The organism is Blautia argi (assembly GCF_003287895.1).
Taxonomy (GTDB): Bacteria; Bacillota; Clostridia; order Lachnospirales; family Lachnospiraceae; genus Blautia; species Blautia argi.
On sequence record NZ_CP030280.1, the window covers coordinates 1,933,033 to 1,948,917 of the forward strand.

Annotated in this window: 13 protein-coding genes; 2 read left to right on the forward strand and 11 right to left on the reverse strand. The window is 44.2% G+C overall.

The window, feature by feature from the left end; all coding sequences use genetic code 11:
• Positions 1–14: 14 nt before the first annotated feature.
• From DQQ01_RS09445 to DQQ01_RS09480, 8 genes are all read right to left on the reverse strand, one after another.
• On the reverse strand, positions 15–1,226 hold the full coding sequence (locus DQQ01_RS09445; protein WP_111919824.1) for an NADP-dependent isocitrate dehydrogenase: 1,212 nt from the start codon (positions 1,224–1,226) through the stop codon (positions 15–17).
• Between the two features lie 21 nt (positions 1,227–1,247).
• Positions 1,248–1,913 (reverse strand): GntR family transcriptional regulator, encoded by a 666-nt coding sequence (locus DQQ01_RS09450; protein WP_111919825.1) that lies wholly within the window; start codon positions 1,911–1,913, stop codon positions 1,248–1,250.
• A gap of 12 nt (positions 1,914–1,925) precedes the next feature.
• A complete protein-coding gene (locus DQQ01_RS09455; RefSeq protein ID WP_111919826.1) occupies positions 1,926–3,320 on the reverse strand; it encodes a hydroxymethylglutaryl-CoA lyase-like TIM-barrel protein in 1,395 nt (464 codons plus the stop codon).
• A 94-nt stretch (positions 3,321–3,414) separates the two neighbouring features.
• Positions 3,415–4,251, reverse strand: a complete 837-nt coding sequence (locus tag DQQ01_RS09460) for a S8 family peptidase (protein WP_111919827.1) — start codon at positions 4,249–4,251, stop codon at positions 3,415–3,417.
• A gap of 69 nt (positions 4,252–4,320) precedes the next feature.
• A complete protein-coding gene (locus DQQ01_RS09465) occupies positions 4,321–7,002 on the reverse strand; it encodes an ABC transporter permease (protein WP_111919828.1) in 2,682 nt (893 codons plus the stop codon).
• Complete coding sequence (locus tag DQQ01_RS09470) at positions 7,002–7,706, reverse strand: ABC transporter ATP-binding protein (RefSeq protein WP_111919829.1); 705 nt, start codon at positions 7,704–7,706, stop codon at positions 7,002–7,004. Before DQQ01_RS09470 ends, DQQ01_RS09465 begins: the two co-directional genes overlap by 1 nt.
• An 83-nt stretch (positions 7,707–7,789) precedes the next feature.
• A complete protein-coding gene (locus DQQ01_RS09475; RefSeq protein WP_111919830.1) occupies positions 7,790–8,707 on the reverse strand; it encodes a sensor histidine kinase in 918 nt (305 codons plus the stop codon).
• 2 nt (positions 8,708–8,709) lie between these two features.
• Positions 8,710–9,387 carry a response regulator transcription factor gene (locus DQQ01_RS09480; protein WP_111919831.1) on the reverse strand — a complete coding sequence of 226 codons (678 nt, stop codon included), beginning with the start codon at positions 9,385–9,387 and terminating at the stop codon, positions 8,710–8,712.
• A 189-nt stretch (positions 9,388–9,576) separates the two neighbouring features.
• On the opposite strand from DQQ01_RS09480, the gene DQQ01_RS09485 reads away from it, so the two are divergent.
• On the forward strand, positions 9,577–11,271 hold the full coding sequence (locus tag DQQ01_RS09485) for a S8 family peptidase (RefSeq protein WP_111919832.1): 1,695 nt from the start codon (positions 9,577–9,579) through the stop codon (positions 11,269–11,271).
• Between the two features lie 79 nt (positions 11,272–11,350).
• Positions 11,351–11,581 carry a chorion class high-cysteine HCB protein 13 gene (locus DQQ01_RS09490; protein ID WP_111919833.1) on the forward strand — a complete coding sequence of 77 codons (231 nt, stop codon included), beginning with the start codon at positions 11,351–11,353 and terminating at the stop codon, positions 11,579–11,581.
• 319 nt (positions 11,582–11,900) lie between these two features.
• On the opposite strand, the gene DQQ01_RS09495 is transcribed toward DQQ01_RS09490, so the two are convergent.
• Genes DQQ01_RS09495 through hemB form a run of 3 tightly spaced genes read right to left on the reverse strand, consistent with a single transcriptional unit; the run spans position 11,901 to position 15,868 of the window.
• Positions 11,901–13,595 (reverse strand): MutS-related protein, encoded by a 1,695-nt coding sequence (locus DQQ01_RS09495; RefSeq protein ID WP_111919834.1) that lies wholly within the window; start codon positions 13,593–13,595, stop codon positions 11,901–11,903.
• Positions 13,596–13,607: 12 nt separating this feature from the next.
• The gene (gene hemL, locus DQQ01_RS09500) at positions 13,608–14,882 is read right to left on the reverse strand and encodes a glutamate-1-semialdehyde 2,1-aminomutase (protein ID WP_111919835.1); all 1,275 of its coding nucleotides are present in this window, start codon (positions 14,880–14,882) and stop codon (positions 13,608–13,610) included.
• Positions 14,882–15,868: a porphobilinogen synthase gene (hemB, locus tag DQQ01_RS09505; RefSeq protein ID WP_199797950.1), complete on the reverse strand. Its 987-nt coding sequence runs from the start codon at positions 15,866–15,868 to the stop codon at positions 14,882–14,884. Before hemB ends, hemL begins: the two co-directional genes overlap by 1 nt.
• Positions 15,869–15,885 lie beyond the last annotated feature (17 nt).

Here is a 15,885-nt window from a genome sequence, read left to right on the forward strand (position 1 = left end):
CAAAAGGTATTGGATTAGTACAGCTTTGCTTCCAGCGCTTTACGGATTTCGCAGATAAAGTCCTGGCTGTTTAAAACAACCGGATTTGGATTTGTGGTAATCAGGGCCAAATCCTTTGTCATTTTGCCGCCCTCAATGACTTCCACAACAGAAGCCTCCAGCTTGTCTGCAAAACTCTGCAGCTCAGGATTTTTATCCAGCTCTCCTCTCTTTCTCAGAGCCCCGCTCCAGGCAAAAATGGTCGCCACAGAGTTTGTAGAGGTTTCCTCGCCCTTTAAGTGCTTATAATAATGGCGCTGCACTGTGCCGTGGGCTGCCTCATATTCAAAATAGCCTTTTGGAGAAACCAGCACAGAGGTCATCATGGCAAGAGAACCAAAAGCAGAAGAAACCATGTCGCTCATCACATCTCCATCATAATTTTTACATGCCCAGATAAAGCCGCCCTCTGCTTTCATTACCCTTGCCACTGCATCATCAATGAGTGTATAGAAATAGGTGATACCTGCTTTTTCAAAAGCTTCTTTATATTCTGCATCAAAAATCTCCTGAAAAATATCTTTAAAAGTGTGGTCATACTGTTTGGAAATCGTATCCTTTGTTGCAAACCACAAATCCTGGCAGGTATCCAGAGCATAGGAAAAACAGCATCTTGCAAAACTCTCAATGGATTCGTCCAGGTTGTGCATGCCCTGCAGCACCCCTGCCCCCTGAAATTCATGAATGGTCTGGCGGGTTTTGGTACCGTCCTTGGCTGTGAAAACCAGTTCTGCCTTTCCGGGTCCCGAAATCCGCATTTCAGTATTTTTATATACATCACCGTAAGCATGTCTTGCCAGAGTGATTGGCTTTTTCCAGTTTTTTACACAGGGTTCAATGCCTTTTACTATAATAGGGGTGCGGAACACCGTGCCGTCTAACATGGAGCGAATGGTTCCATTAGGGCTTTTATACATTTCTTTTAAATGATATTCTTCCATACGGGCAGCATTTGGAGTAATGGTGGCACATTTTACACCTACCCCATATTTTTTCACTGCATTGGCTGCGTCCACGGTCACTGCGTCATTTGTTTCATTGCGGTATTCCAGCCCCAGATCATAATACTCTGTCTTTAACTCCACAAAGGGATACAGCAATTCCTCTTTGATGATTTTCCAGAGGATTCTCGTCATTTCATCTCCGTCCATTTCTACCAGCGGTGTTGTCATTTTAATTTTTTCCATGGCGTATTCTCTCCTTTTCGTCTATTTCATTTCTTCCTTCAAAACTCTTTCCACATCAAAATTTTTCAGATTCTCTATGGTATTCTGAATATGCAGGGAAGCTGCCTGTTCTGCCTTCCTTGCATCTTTTGCCCGAATGGCTTCTAAAATAGTTCTATGCTCACTGTTCGAAGGCCTTGCCCGCATGCGAAACTGCAGGGAAGCCATGCGGACCCTCTGGAGATATTCATGAAAATCAGAAAGCGTGTGGGCCAAAATCCGGCTTCCTGATGCCTCATACAAAAGCTGATGAAACCTGCCGTCCTGCTGACAGACCTGTTCATAATTCCCTTTATCTGCATGAAAATCTGAAAGATAGATAACTTCCTCCATTTCCTCTAGCTGCTCCTTTGTGGCATGCTCTGCTGCCATAGCTGCGCACAAGCCCTCCAGCTTTGCCCGGATCCGGTACATATCCATAACGTCCCGCGGTGAAATCCCTGTAACAAAGGCACCTTTATTTGGAATGAGCTGCACCAATCCCTCAAGTTCCAGTTGGCGGATTGCCTCCCGTACAGGCGTACGGCTGACACCAAGCTCCTTTCCAATGGTACACTCTACCAGCTCATCGCCCTTTTTGTATCTGCCCTTTAAAATATCCTCCCGGATTTTATTGAATACCTTACCTCTTAAAGATCCTCCTGCCATATCTTTTACACCTTATTCGTCCAGGTTCAGATTCAGCCGCTTACAGCTTTCTGCAATCACCTGCAAGAGCTCTTCATCTGTAACCACTGTGACCCTTCCTTCTTCATATTGTCTGTCCACCCAGGCCTTTACCATAACTGTCAGCTCACTGTTTTTGTCTATCTGCTTTTCTTTAGCAAGCCGGAAATGATTGTTTATCCAATGTGCAATCCCCGCAAGACCGGAGGTATTGGAAACAGCTACCTGAGGGGCTTTCTTTAAAAACTTCTCTGTATCAAAGATATTATAAATTTCTTCATTTTTCAAGAGTCCGTCTGCATGAATTCCGGCTCTTGTCACATTAAAGGAGGAGCCTACAAAGGGGGTACGGGGAGGAATCTCATATCCAATTTCTTTTTCATAGTATTCTGCAAGCTCTGTAATAACTGTTGTATCCATACCGTCCAGCGTTCCCTTTAGCTGGGCATATTCAAACACCATGGCTTCCAGAGGTGTATTGCCCGTCCGCTCTCCTATGCCAAACAGGGAACAGTTGACTCCACAGGCGCCATAGAGCCAGGCTGTAGTGGAATTGCTCACTGCCTTATAAAAATCATTGTGTCCGTGAAACTCAATGAGTTCAGAGGGAAAGCCTGCATGCGTCATAATTCCGTAAATAATTCCGGGAATGGATCTGGGGATTACTGCTCCGGGGTAATTGACGCCATATCCCATGGTGTCGCAGCAACGCACCTTAATGGGAATGGAATATTCCTCCATAAGCCTAGTCAGCTCCATGCAGAAGGGAATCACATATCCGTAAATATCGGCTCTTGTAATATCCTCCAGATGACATCTGGGACTGATCCCTATTTCCAGGCAGTCCCTGATTACACTGAGATAGTGATTCATAGCCTCTCGCCTGGTCATTTTCATTTTATAAAAAATATGATAATCCGAGCAGCTTACCAATATGCCACATTCCTTTAATCCCAGTTCTTTCACCAGCTCAAAATCCTTTTTGCTCGCCCGAATCCACCCTGTAATTTCCGGAAAGGAATAGCCTTTTTCCATACATTTATCCACTGCGTCCCGATCCTTTTTGCTGTACAGGAAGAATTCACTCTGTCGGATCTTGCCATTGGGGCCTCCCAAGCGATGCAAATATTCATAGATACGTACAATCTGCTCTGTGGTATAGGGAGCTCTGGACTGCTGTCCGTCCCGGAACGTGGTATCTGTAATCCAGATATCGTCCGGCATGTGATGTGGGACAATCCGGTCATTGAAAGCAATTTTGGGAACTTCAGAATAGGGAAACAGATTATGAAACACATTTGGGGTTTCCACGTCCACCAGAGGATACATATGTTCCTCAAGTTCTAGCAAATTGGTGTTATAATTCATTCTGACAGCTCTGTTTATCATGATACACACTCCTCATTCATTAGCTTAGCGTTATACTCTAATAAAGTATTTGTATCATTGTATACAATCACACAAGAAATGTCAACCCTATTTTCTAACTTTCTCTTAGAAAATCATCCAAAGAAAACAGTCCCCACCCCTGCAGGTTATGAGGATATCCCAAATCCCTTGCCCTGCTTTTCAGTCGCTTTTTAATCTCCAGATTGGTATATTCCGGGTGTTTTTCCAACAGTAGGGCAATTCCTCCGGACACTGCTGGCGTGGACATGGAGGTACCACTTTTTACCGTATAGGGAAAAGCCATGTTTTTATTTGCACAGGAAGAAATCTCATTTCCCGGTGCTACAATATCCGGCTTGCTGATACAATCTCTTGTGGGACCTCTCCCGGAAAGCCCCAGATGATTTACCAGCATATCCGAGGAACCCACAGTAATGATTTTGCGGCTGCACCCCGGTGCAGTAATGCTGCCTCTTCCGGGTCCCTGGTTGCCTGCGGCTGCCACTACCACAATCCCGGCGTCCCAGGCCTTCTCCACAGCCTCTAAAAGCCTCTCATGGCCATCCCTGTGAGTAGTACCTACAGAAATGTTAACAATGCGGATACTATAAGTTTCCTTATGCTCCAAAATCCAGTCTATAGCCCTTATGACATTTTCCTGCACTCCGTTTCCGTTTTTGTCCAAAACCTTTATAGGAAGCAAGCTACACTCCGGAGCCACGCCGCAGATGCTTCCTTTTGAAGCCCTGCCGCTGCCGCCCAAAATCCCCAGCACATGGGTTCCGTGTCCATTGTCATCATAGGGAAGACTGCGCCCCTTTACAAAATCCCGAAATGCCAGGATACGATTCTCGAAATCCGGGTGGGGAAAAGCTCCGGTATCCAGCACTGCTGCCGTTATACCTTTTCCCGTAAGCCCTGCTCTGTTCATTTTCTTCACCTGCCTGTTTGCCTTTTCCTGCTCTTATTAAGATATTCCGGGAAAAGAAACCGGTCACATCTACTCATTGATTTCCTCAATAATCCCTTCTTCCAAAATGCTTCTTCCCGCCCATTCCATAGCAAGAATACAGATTGCTACATTGAGTACCAACAGTCCGATGACCGGAGCCGGTGACACCCACGCAACCGGGTTCAGATAAAGATAAACACGAATCAAAAAATAGTAGAGAATCTTCTGTATCGGAAAATACAGGGCAAAGAGCACCAGATTGGTGTATATTCCGTACCGAACTCCCTCTCTGAACAACATTCGGCGAAAGCCAGTATCCGTGATTCCCATGGCGCGCAAAATTCCAAACTCATGCTTTCTCGCTGCCACCAGATACTGCATACTGTTGATAATATGAAGCACACTGATTCCCAGCATCACAATGGCAACTCCATAGAAAAAGAGCATCTTTTGTTCTACAAAAGCATTTTCTGCCTGAATCATACGGGTGTAATCCTTTACCATACATTTCGGCACGCTTTTGGTAAGCTTTCTTATTTCATCGGAAACCACTGCTCCGTCCACCCCCTCCTTCAGCGTAATTCCTAAATTACGATATCCGGTTATGCCAAAATATTTTTCCATCTGCTCTCTTGTCATAATAATATCTACCGTATCTGTTCCATCATCTCCAATAAAAGCTTCTGTTTTAGCAAGAGGTCTGGACACAAGGGCTGCCACCCCAAACTCCTGCTCTGTATAAAAAGTGTCCTCCTCCTGAAATTTCAGAACTTCTGCAGGTACCTCTGTACTTCTTGGTGTTTTCAATGTAATAGACTCCCCGGCTTTCACTGCAATGCCCTCATAAGTTCCCTGTCCACCCATAATGGTTTTAAAAATTACGGTATCTTCTTTCCGCATGGTGTCCGGGTCAATACTTCCTTCCAAAAGATAGTCTGAAAGTTCCAAAAGCATTTCATCATCATATCCATATACATTAACCTTCAGCTTATAATCCCCATCGCCTTCAATGGTTGCCCTACCGTTATATTTTTCCATTAACACAGGGTCTGGTTCCAAATCATCGGAAGGGTCTGTTTCTGCAAAATAAGAGGTCCACACCAGTTTTCCGTCATAAAGGGGGATTTCCCCCAACATATAATTCATGGTGTTTACAGACCTTACCCCCGGAAGCTTACGGATTTCTTCTGCCATATATGTAGGAATGGTATCATGCAAAGAATCTGAATCCTCAAAGACCTGAATATCTGAGCCAAGTCCATCGTCAGCCTTAAACGTCAGCTCGTTGTGTATTTTTGTGTTTTCTGTCACATAAGTAGCTCCCAGAAAAATAATGCCCCCAATGGAAAGGGAAAACAGAATCCCCACAAAGGCGCTTATCTTTCCAAACATAAACTTCTTTGTTAAAATACCTGTAAGATTTTTTCTGTGAAGAGAATAAATTTTTCGATTTTTTTGTTTTTTCCCGGATTCCTTCCGAATCATCTGCCCCCAGGTGTATCGCCGCATTTTTCTCACCAGGAAGAGGCTTAAGAATACCAACACTGCCACAAAGAAAAGCAGACAGCACAAAAGCAGCTTTTTATCTACATAAAATCTGCCGATATCGCCAATACTTGACACAGAAATTTGGGATAAATCCTGTTCTACTCCTGTATGCCGGATTCCTTTTTCCTGCACACCTACGAAAATCCGTCCGATTTTCCCATACAACAGAGCTGCAATACCATTGCCAAGCAGGCAGCCTAAGGGAAATCCTGCAACAAATATCAGAAGAAGTTCTCCGAACAATATTCCAAAAGTATGTTTCTCCTCCATTCCAAGAGTCTGCATAACACTGTACTGGGACATACGTTTTCTGACAGATACCTGAAAAAGACTGTATATGATAAAAACGCCAAATATGCCAAGAGCTGCCAAAATCACTGCATTTGTCAGCTGTCCGCTCTCATTATAATAAGCATAAAGATAGGGAATACCGGTTCCCTGCTCCATAACGCTCACCCTGAAAACCTCCGAGAAGGCTGCCGGGGCTGTGCCGCCCACATAACCGTCCAGATGATTGTTACGCCTCATATTTTCTTTTTCTGAATGAAATTCCTGACAAAAAGCAGATAACTCTTTATAAATCGGGCGGTCTTCCAAAAACTTGAGATAGACAAAAACCCCGTTCTGTCCATAATCCACGCTTTTATGAACAAAGACCTGCATATAATCCTCTGTTCCTTCCACAGACTCGCTCAAAATGCCGCTTAGAATAAAGCTTTCCCCATCTAATTCTACTTTGCTTCCTATTTTCTCCGGAATCCCCAGATTTCGCAGTACATAGGTGTCCATGGCAACCTCATTTGCTTCCTTGGGATAATTTCCCTCTAAAAGCTTTCGATTCATCATATGAAGATAAGAGTCCTCTCCATGAACCATCATAACCTTATAGGGTTCTTCCAGGACTTTCCGAATGGTAAGGATACCGACCTCTTCTATTTCATATCCGTTCCCTTTCTTTTTTTCCAGAATCGTCTTTGCCTGCTGCTCATCGCTTTGAAAGTAATAATGCCAGTCCCCATAGTCCTGTCTGGCCTTTTCGATATTCTGCTGCCTGCCACTATAGAGGAGGGAACCGATTCCCCCAAGAAGGGCTGCGGAAAGAAGCACTCCGAGAAACAGGGAAAACGTCTGTTTTTTATAATAGCGAAGATAAGCAAGAGATAATTTCAGCATACGTTTCATCACTGCTCACCGCCTTTTTTCACGTCTGCACCGCTGTCCCGGAGAATTTTGCCATCTTCAATGTGAATGATTCGGTCGCAGGTCTGCGCAATGGATTCATTGTGAGTAACCATAAGAATTGTCTGGTTGTACTTTCTGCTGCTGCTTTTTAAAAGTCCCATAACCTCAACCGTGGTTCCTGTATCTAAGTTTCCGGTAGGCTCATCTGCCAGAATAATGGCTGGTTTATTTGCCAGAGCCCTTGCAAGGGCTACTCTCTGCTGCTGACCGCCGGAAAGTTCATTTGGATACTTCTTACGCTTTTCCCAAAGTCCCAGTTCTGTGAGCAAATCCCTGATATATACATGGTCAATATGTTTTCCCCTGTCAAAGGTCACTGGAAGCGCCACGTTATCATAGACGTTTAATACAGGCATCAGGCTATAGTTCTGAAATACAAAGCCAATGTTTCTCCTCCGAAAAATAGTCAGACTTTTTCGGTCAAGTCCTGCCAAATCGTGATTGCGGATACAGATTCTGCCGCTTGTGGGCGTATCCAAGCCACCCAAAAGATTCAAAAGGGTACTCTTACCGCTCCCAGAGGTGCCCACAATTGCTGTAAATTCTCCCTGTTCTATGGTAAAGCTGATATCCTTCAGAGCCTTAACCGCATGCTCTCCTGTTCCATAAGTTTTCTTAACACTTTCTGCAATTAAAACGTTCATGTCATTCACTCCCTCTAATCTGATTTTTCTTTTATACGGTTATCATATCAGAGGCTTCTTGCAGACTTCTTACAGAATCTATTTTAATTCTTACAGTTTTGTAAGAACACAGAAAAGCGACTGCCCTTACCATATTCAGATTCTACATTCAGATAGCCCTTTTCCTTTTCCAGAATCAGCCTGCAAAGATACAGTCCGATTCCCGAGCCTTCCAGATGCTCCACGTCCCTGCTTCGGTAAAACCGTTTAAAAATTTCTGTCTGTTCTTCTTTTCGTACTCCCCTTCCTCTATCTGTAAAGCGAATCTGAGTATACATTTCAAAGGATATACACTCTATGGTAATACAGCTTTCAGGTTCCGAATACTTTACTGCATTCTCCAAAAGATTTACAAACACTTCTGCTGTCCATTTCCGGTTATGATAAAGCTTTTTATCCTCAAAAGGCTTTGTCACAATGGAAATTTCTTTTTTCTCTGCCTTCTCATAAATCATATTGATTGCATCTAAAATGGTTTCCCGTATTGATACTTCCTCTGCTTCAAAAGAAATCACGTCTTGTTCCAGCTTCACCATCTTAAAAAGGGACTGCAAAATCCAGTCCAGCTTTTCAGACTGGATACGCATTTTCTTTAAAAATTTCAGTCTGTCTGCCGGACTTACCTCCCCCTGCTCCAGAATTTCCTCGTACATGATAAGATTGGCAAGAGGCGTTTTCAACTGATGGGACATATTGGAGATAAGACCTTTCACCTGCTCCTTTTCCTCTTCTGCCTTTGCGATTTCAAATTCCAGCATTTCCTGAATTCGCTTCGCCTTACTTGCCAGCATGGAAACTTTACCCTCCCGAAGGTCCGATAAAGTAACTGGCTGGCGGTTCAAAATTTCATCTTGCATCTTGTCTATGATGCGATACATTTTCCGGCTTCGCAGGCAAAAAAATACAGCTGCCGCAATACCGGTTACACCAAAAAAAATTCCTGCAAATAATAATAGTTCCATGCTCACAGTTCCTTCCAGATATATCCCATGCCATGGACGGTTTTAATCCATGAGGGATTGGATATGTCATCTTCTATTTTTGTGCGAAGTCTGCTGATATTCACAGACACAGTATTGTTGTCCACATACTTCCCGTCACTATCCCAGATTTTCGCCAAAATCTGTTCCTTGGAAAGAATATGATTTTTATTTTCAATCAGATACAGGAGCAGACGGTATTCCAGCTTACTGAGGGAAATTTCTTCCCCCCGCTTGTACACCTTGCAGGTATCCCGGTCTATGGTCAGTGCACCTGTGACAAGCTTTGCGGTTTCTGATTTTTCCTGCAAAATCCGCTTTAGCCTTGCTTTGAGTACACCAAGGGAAAATGGCTTTGACAAATAATCGTTTACCCCCAGCTCCAGGGCTTTTATTTCATCTAATTCTGTGTCACGGGCAGTCAGCATGATAATCGGAATATGGCTGTAGCTGCGTACCTCCTTACAAAGCTCAAATCCGGTCCCGTCTGGCAGATTACAGTCTAAAAGCACCAGGTCATAACAGCCTTTTTCTATTTCTCTTAATCCGTCCTTTTTTGTTTCCGTTTCTGTCACTTCATATCCATCACCGGAAAAAGAGAAGGCAAGCCCTTCTCTCAGATCTGCATTATCTTCTATTATCAGAATTTTGTGTTTTTTCATCTTGGAATTCCCTCTTGACGTTCTTTTTCCATATTTTTACTATGAATAAATTATAACATAAATCATAACGAAATCGAAGCTGTTTTATACCGCAGGGTTGATTTCATATTATTTTAATCTCAGCCGCCGATTCCTATCAAGTTTTCCTCCCACCTCTCATAGATTAAAGAAAAAAGCCCGGGAGAGTTTATGCCTTCCATAAAAGAAATGATTTTATCAGAAGAATACACAGATTTAATTCTGCCTTTGTACAGCGGATTTCTGGAGGATTACAAGGATTATGGCGCACAGATTTTCAATGAATATTACGGGATTATCCACTACCCCCTCGCAGAAGAGTTTTTTCAGAATTATTATGATTACGGTTTTTTTTACAACACGGTTCCAAAGCTGTTTACCCTCTTAAACAGCGCCAGTCTGGACGCTTCCGGCATTACGGCAGTACAGACCCAACCTGTTCTGAATTTAAAGGGAAAAAACGTGCTCATTGGTTTTCTGGATACGGGAATTGACTTTACCCACAAGGCTTTCCGGAAAAGGGACGGATCCAGCAGGATTTACGGTATCTGGGATCAGACTGTGCAAAGCGGTACGCCGCCCTATGATCTGCAGTACGGAAGCAGCTATACAAAGGAGGATCTTGATGCAGCCCTTCAAAGGGAAGACCCTTTTTCTCTTGTGCCAAGCCGCGATGAAAACGGACATGGCACTGCTCTGGCAGGCATTGCTGCCGGAAGTGAAGCGCTGGAAGAGGATTTTACCGGGGCTGCTCCGGAAGCCATGATTGCCGCAGTTAAATTAAAAGAAGCAAAAAACTATTTAAAAGAACTGTTTTACGTCACCGGAGATGCCCCTGCTTACCAGTCCACAGATATTATGATGGGAATCCGCTATCTGCTGCGCCTGGCTGATGAGCTGAAAAAACCTCTGGTTCTCTGCCTTGGGGTAGGCTCCAATCAGGGCGCTCATTCCGGTACCTCGCCTCTGGATTCCATGCTTTCAGCCACAGATAATTACCGAGGTGTCTATGCCGTAACCGCAGCAGGCAATGAAGCCGGCAAAGCACATCATTACTATGGAACTGCATTAAACTCCCAGGACTATGATGCCGTAGAAATTCTGGTAGATCCAAACACCAGAGGCTTTTGCGTAGAACTTTGGGGACAGCCGCCGGAAGTTTATGCTGTGGGGTTTGAATCTCCTCTCGGAGAAGTTGTTCCCAAAATAACACCCCGTATCAGCTACAGTGAAAATATTTCCTTTATTCTGGAGGACACCACAATTTTCGTCACTTCGGAGATTGTGCAAACCGTATCCGGACATCAACTGCTTTTCATGCGCTTTTCTAACCCCACCCCCGGCTCCTGGAAAATCCGGGTCTATACCAGCAGTTTTAACAGCGGAGATTACCACATGTGGCTCCCTATTACCGGCTTTGCCGACCCTGATGTCACCTTCCTGCGCCCCAATCCAGACACCACCCTGACTGTACCTGCAGCCTCTCCCTCCTCCATCACCACTGCCTCCTACAATGCTTACAACAACAGCCTTATGCTGAATTCCAGCAGAGGTTTTACCCGCACCGGGCAGATTAAACCGGATATCACTGCTCCGGGAGTAAACCTTCTGGCGCCTGCTCCGAAAAACCGTTATGTCACTATAACAGGAACCTCTGCTGCTTCTGCCCTCACTGCCGGGGGCTGCGCCCTGCTTATCGAATGGGGTATGCGTCGGACACCGCCCAGGATTTTCAATAATTCCGAATTAAAATCCCTGCTCATACGAGGCGCCCAAAGAAGCAGTGACAAGCTGTACCCTAATCGGGAATGGGGCTACGGCACTTTAAATATATACCAGGTCTTTTCCTCCTTTCTCCCTTCTTAAAAAAATTTCTGTTTTTCTGCACCTTTTTTTGGAAGGCACATAATATGTAAGTGTAAACAAAATATCTGGAGGAACAAACATGAGTGATTTAGCTGCTACAAACTGTGGCTGCGGCTGCGAAGACAACTGCGGAGGTAATATGTCGGGAAGAGGCTTTGGAGATTGCAGTTGTATTATCTGGATTCTTTTACTTTTATGCTGCTGCGGAAACGGATTTGGAAATGACGGCTGCGGTTGTGGAAATGACAACAGCTGCTTTTTGATTCTGATCCTGCTTCTGTGCTGTGGAAACGGACACGGATTCTGCTAACAAAGTAAGAAAACAGGGGTGCTTTCTGGCACCCCCTTATAAAAGAATATGTATGATTATAACATATAAGACGCATCTGCCGACACAGAGGAAGAATGGAACCTTCTTTTGTACATTCAGGCTTTTCCTTCTTCCAAAAGCGAACAGATTGTTTATAATTTCAATGAGCAATTGCTATACGAAATTAAGAAAAGTCGACATTATTGAGAACACTTTCATGTCTTTCGACAATTCTATTATGACAATCTTTTCCTCAAATGTCAAGATAATTTGTCAGAATTTATATTCTATCTTCTCGTATTTCTCGACATTTCCTTCTTCATTCTTCAATTTTTTCCCATAAGCCTGCAGACTCAAAATGCTCCACTGCCTTTCGCGCCTCTTCGGTAATCTTTTTGCCGTATTTCATCATTTCCAGAAGGCGAATGGCATTTCGGGTAGTAACTCTGCCCTCTTTCAGCAGGTAATTAAAAACCACGTCCTCTTTCCTTACTTCCTCCTCAAAATGATAGTTTGTATAGCGATCCTCCAGAATATAAGATAGCTCAATATCATGGGTAGCCGCAAAGGACAGTACATTTTCTCCGCAGATATTCCACAAAATCTCGGAGGAAGCGGCAATACGCTCAATGGTATTGGTTCCCCGAAGCACCTCGTCAATAATACACAGCAAATTTTCTTTCTTTTTCGCCTCGTCCAGAATTCTCTTTAAAGAACGGATTTCCACGATAAAATAGCTTTCTCCGCTTTCCAAATCGTCCCGCAACGCCATAGAAGTCATAACCTTGAAAAAGGGTGCTTTATAGGAAGCTGCAGTACAGGTATAAGCAGTCTGTGCTAAAATAGCATTAATTGCAATATTTTTCAGAAATGTGGATTTTCCGGAAGCGTTGGAGCCTGTAACCAAAACCCCACCTCTGGCTGTAATACTGTTGGCAACCGGATTGTTAATCAGAGGGTGATATAACTCCTTTACCTCCATAGAAGCCTGAGTCCCTGCATCAAAATCAGGCAGGCAATAATAAGGCAAAATTTCCCGAAAAGAGGCTATGGAAATCATACTGTCCAGATAACCCAAAAGGGAAATCAGCCCTTCTGCCTCTACCATATGCTCCTGCATACTTTTCATCATATCGTGAAACTTTATCAGGTCAATATGGGTTGTCATACGGATATAATCCTTCAAAAGGTCGTCCAGTCCGCTGCTTCCCAGACTACTTCTGTCTGTAACCCAGAATGCACCTTTTTGAAACCCGGACAGTGCTTTCCTGTACTGTCTTCCCTGTTCTTCATAGGTCTTCAGTTCCGAAATCCCTGCCTTTTCCAGCAGCTTTTCTGCCCTGAGAAGCTGCAGCACACAGCGAAAGCTGGTCAGATATGCATCAATTTCCCCCTTTTTCCCCCAATAGGTTGCAATGTTAAACCCACATACAGCAAGAAAAATCAATACACCGGGATTGGGCTTTAAAATAAAACAGACAAGAGAAAGCAAAAAAGCTGCAAAACAGCAAATCTGTCCCTTTTTCCCCTGAATTGTCACCTCAGAGGTGACATGAACAGCTTCAAATACACTTACATTTCCCGGACGCCTGATATTGGAAAGAATGGTCTGCACCAAATGCCGTTCTGTTTCATGGGTTCGGAAAAACTCCATAAGACGCTGCCTTTCTTTCAGCTCCTCTGCCTCAAAAACTGGTCTTCGCAAAAGCTCATAAAGCCGCTCTGCGCCCACTGGAGAAGTACATTGATTCATCAGAATAAAAATACGATTCATGTCCAAATCATTCCAGGTGATATCATCAATGGAAAATTCTTCTTTTTCACGCTGACGAAAGAACTGGGCAATATGCTCCAGTTCTTCGTAAGTATACTCTTTTTGAGGAATTTTACCCCAGGAATTTTTGATTCTGTCTAAAAGAAGCTTTTTATTGCCCCGATTCTGCAAGACAATAAAAATAGCCACAGTGACGAAAAACGCAATGGGAAGAACAATGCCCGGTGTGAAAAATTTCATAAGTTCCCCCTTTTATGCAAAATAATCCTGTAAAAGCTGCAAGGTAGCCTGAATTTCTGTTTCCGTATGTGCATCAGAGAGAAACATGGCTTCAAACTGAGAAGGCGCCATATGCACCCCATGATTCAGCATGTACTGGAAATAATCTGAAAATGCCTTTGTATTCGAAGTCTTTGCAGAGGCATAATCTGTGACCTTTTCTTTGGTAAAGAAAATGCAGCCCAGCGAAGATACAGAATTCACCTGATACGGCACTTCCTTTTCTTTGAAAATCTTACGGATTCCGTCGAAGAGCAGCTCACCCTTCTGATACAGACGCTTGTAAATGTCCTGATCCTCCCAGAGAATTTTAAGCTGAGCCAGGCCGGCTGCCATGGCAATAGGATTGCCGCTTAAAGTTCCTGCCTGATACACAGGGCCTGCCGGAGCCACTATTTCCATAATTTCTCTTCTTCCGCCGTAAGCGCCTACCGGCATACCTGCGCCGATAATCTTTCCATAGGTTACTAAATCCGGAGTGATGCCGAAATAGCCTGCTGCCCCGGAAAAACTCAGACGGAAGCCTGTAATTACCTCATCAAAAATCAGAAGCGCTTTATGTTTGTCGCACAAATCTCGAAGTCCCTGCAAAAAGCCTTCTGCCGGAGGAACCACGCCCATGTTTGCTCCCACAGGCTCTACAATCACGGCTGCCACCTGGTCGTTGCTCTCTTCCATTAAGCACTCCACACTTTTTAAATCATTATATACGGCAATCATGGTATCCTGGGTGCAGCCCTTTGGCACACCTGCACTGTCCGGCACTCCACTTGTCATGACACCGCTTCCTGCACTTACCAGCATAGCGTCTGTGTGACCATGATAACAGCCTGCAAATTTAATGATTTTAGATTTTCCTGTATAGCCTCTTGCCACACGAAGTGCGCTCATCACTGCCTCTGTACCGGAATTTACCATACGAATCATTTCCACATGTGGAATTCTCTCACAGATAAATTCTGCCATCTCTACTTCTTTTTCTGTAGCACAGCCAAAACTCAGACCGTTTTCACTGGCACGGATTACTGCCTCTTTTATCTGCTGATTGTTGTGTCCCAGAATCATAGGTCCCCAGGAATCAATATAATCAATATATTCGTTTCCGTCCACATCAAAAATTTTGCTGCCCACTGCCCCCTGAATAAAACGGGGCGCCTCCTCCACAGATCCATAGGCGCGCACCGGACTGTTCACTCCGCCCGGAATTCTTTTTACTGCTCTTTGAAATAATTCTTCTGATTTTGTCATTATCCGATTCTTCCTTCCTCAATAAATCTGGCAATTTCCTTAGCAAAATAGGTGAGATAAATATCTGTTCCCGCACGGTAAGCGCTGACTGCCATTTCACAGATAATCCGGTCTTCTTCAATATAGCCCAGCTTTGCTCCTGCCTTTACCATGGCGTATTCGCCACTGACAGAATAAGTTGCCACAGGGAGCTGAATCCTGTCTTTGACCTCACGCACCATATCCAGATAAGACATGGCAGGCTTAATCATGATAATATCTGCACCTTCTTCCACGTCTAAAAGCGCCTCCTTGATGCCCTCTCTTCTGTTGTGGAAATCCATCTGATAGCTCTTTCTGTCCCCAAAAGATGGCGCAGAGCCTGCTGCATCACGGAATGGACCGTAAAAGGCAGAGGCATATTTCACAGCATAGGACATAATTGGAATTTCCTTGTGTCCGTTTTGATCCAGAATGCTGCGGATAGCCCTCACTCTTCCGTCCATCATGTCTGACGGCGCTACCATATCCGCACCTGCCTGCACATGGGATAAAGCGGTTTTTGCCAGAAGCTCTAAAGTCTGATCATTTTCCACCTCATGACCGCAGAGTACGCCGCAGTGTCCGTGAGAGGTGTATTCACACATACATACATCTGTAATAAGATACATGTCCTGTCCAAACTCTGCCCTTGCTTTTTCCAGAGTTCTCTGTACAATGCCGTTTCTGGCATATGCCTGGCTTCCCACTTCGTCCTTTACATCAGGAATACCAAAAAACATCACTTTATTCACTCCAGCGTCCAAAAGCTCCCCCAGAGCCTCTGGTAACATATCAATGCTGTAGCGGTACTGTCCCGGCATGGTAGGGATTTCTTCCTTGATACCAGTTCCTTCTTTTACAAAAAGCGGATAAATCAGAGAACTCTTGTCCACCCTTGTTTCTCTGACCATTTTCCGCATGATTTCGCTTCCTCTCAATCTTCTGGGTCTAATATTCATTTCCATAACTTCCACTCCTTTTG

Excerpts from the sequence above, each read along its gene's own strand:
- DQQ01_RS09460 (WP_111919827.1), bottom strand. The coding sequence starts at position 4,251 with ATGAACAGAGCAGGGCTTACGGGAAAAGGTATAACGGCAGCAGTGCTG.
- DQQ01_RS09470 (WP_111919829.1), bottom strand. The coding sequence starts at position 7,706 with ATGAACGTTTTAATTGCAGAAAGTGTTAAGAAAACTTATGGAACAGGA.
- DQQ01_RS09450 (WP_111919825.1), bottom strand. The coding sequence starts at position 1,913 with ATGGCAGGAGGATCTTTAAGAGGTAAGGTATTCAATAAAATCCGGGAG.
- hemL (WP_111919835.1), bottom strand. The coding sequence starts at position 14,882 with ATGACAAAATCAGAAGAATTATTTCAAAGAGCAGTAAAAAGAATTCCG.
- DQQ01_RS09465 (WP_111919828.1), bottom strand. The coding sequence starts at position 7,002 with ATGAAACGTATGCTGAAATTATCTCTTGCTTATCTTCGCTATTATAAA.
- DQQ01_RS09485 (WP_111919832.1), top strand. The coding sequence starts at position 9,577 with ATGCCTTCCATAAAAGAAATGATTTTATCAGAAGAATACACAGATTTA.
- DQQ01_RS09445 (WP_111919824.1), bottom strand. The coding sequence starts at position 1,226 with ATGGAAAAAATTAAAATGACAACACCGCTGGTAGAAATGGACGGAGAT.
- DQQ01_RS09490 (WP_111919833.1), top strand. The coding sequence starts at position 11,351 with ATGAGTGATTTAGCTGCTACAAACTGTGGCTGCGGCTGCGAAGACAAC.
- DQQ01_RS09455 (WP_111919826.1), bottom strand. The coding sequence starts at position 3,320 with ATGATAAACAGAGCTGTCAGAATGAATTATAACACCAATTTGCTAGAA.
- hemB (WP_199797950.1), bottom strand. The coding sequence starts at position 15,868 with ATGGAAATGAATATTAGACCCAGAAGATTGAGAGGAAGCGAAATCATG.
- DQQ01_RS09495 (WP_111919834.1), bottom strand. The coding sequence starts at position 13,595 with ATGAAATTTTTCACACCGGGCATTGTTCTTCCCATTGCGTTTTTCGTC.
- DQQ01_RS09480 (WP_111919831.1), bottom strand. The coding sequence starts at position 9,387 with ATGAAAAAACACAAAATTCTGATAATAGAAGATAATGCAGATCTGAGA.
- DQQ01_RS09475 (WP_111919830.1), bottom strand. The coding sequence starts at position 8,707 with ATGGAACTATTATTATTTGCAGGAATTTTTTTTGGTGTAACCGGTATT.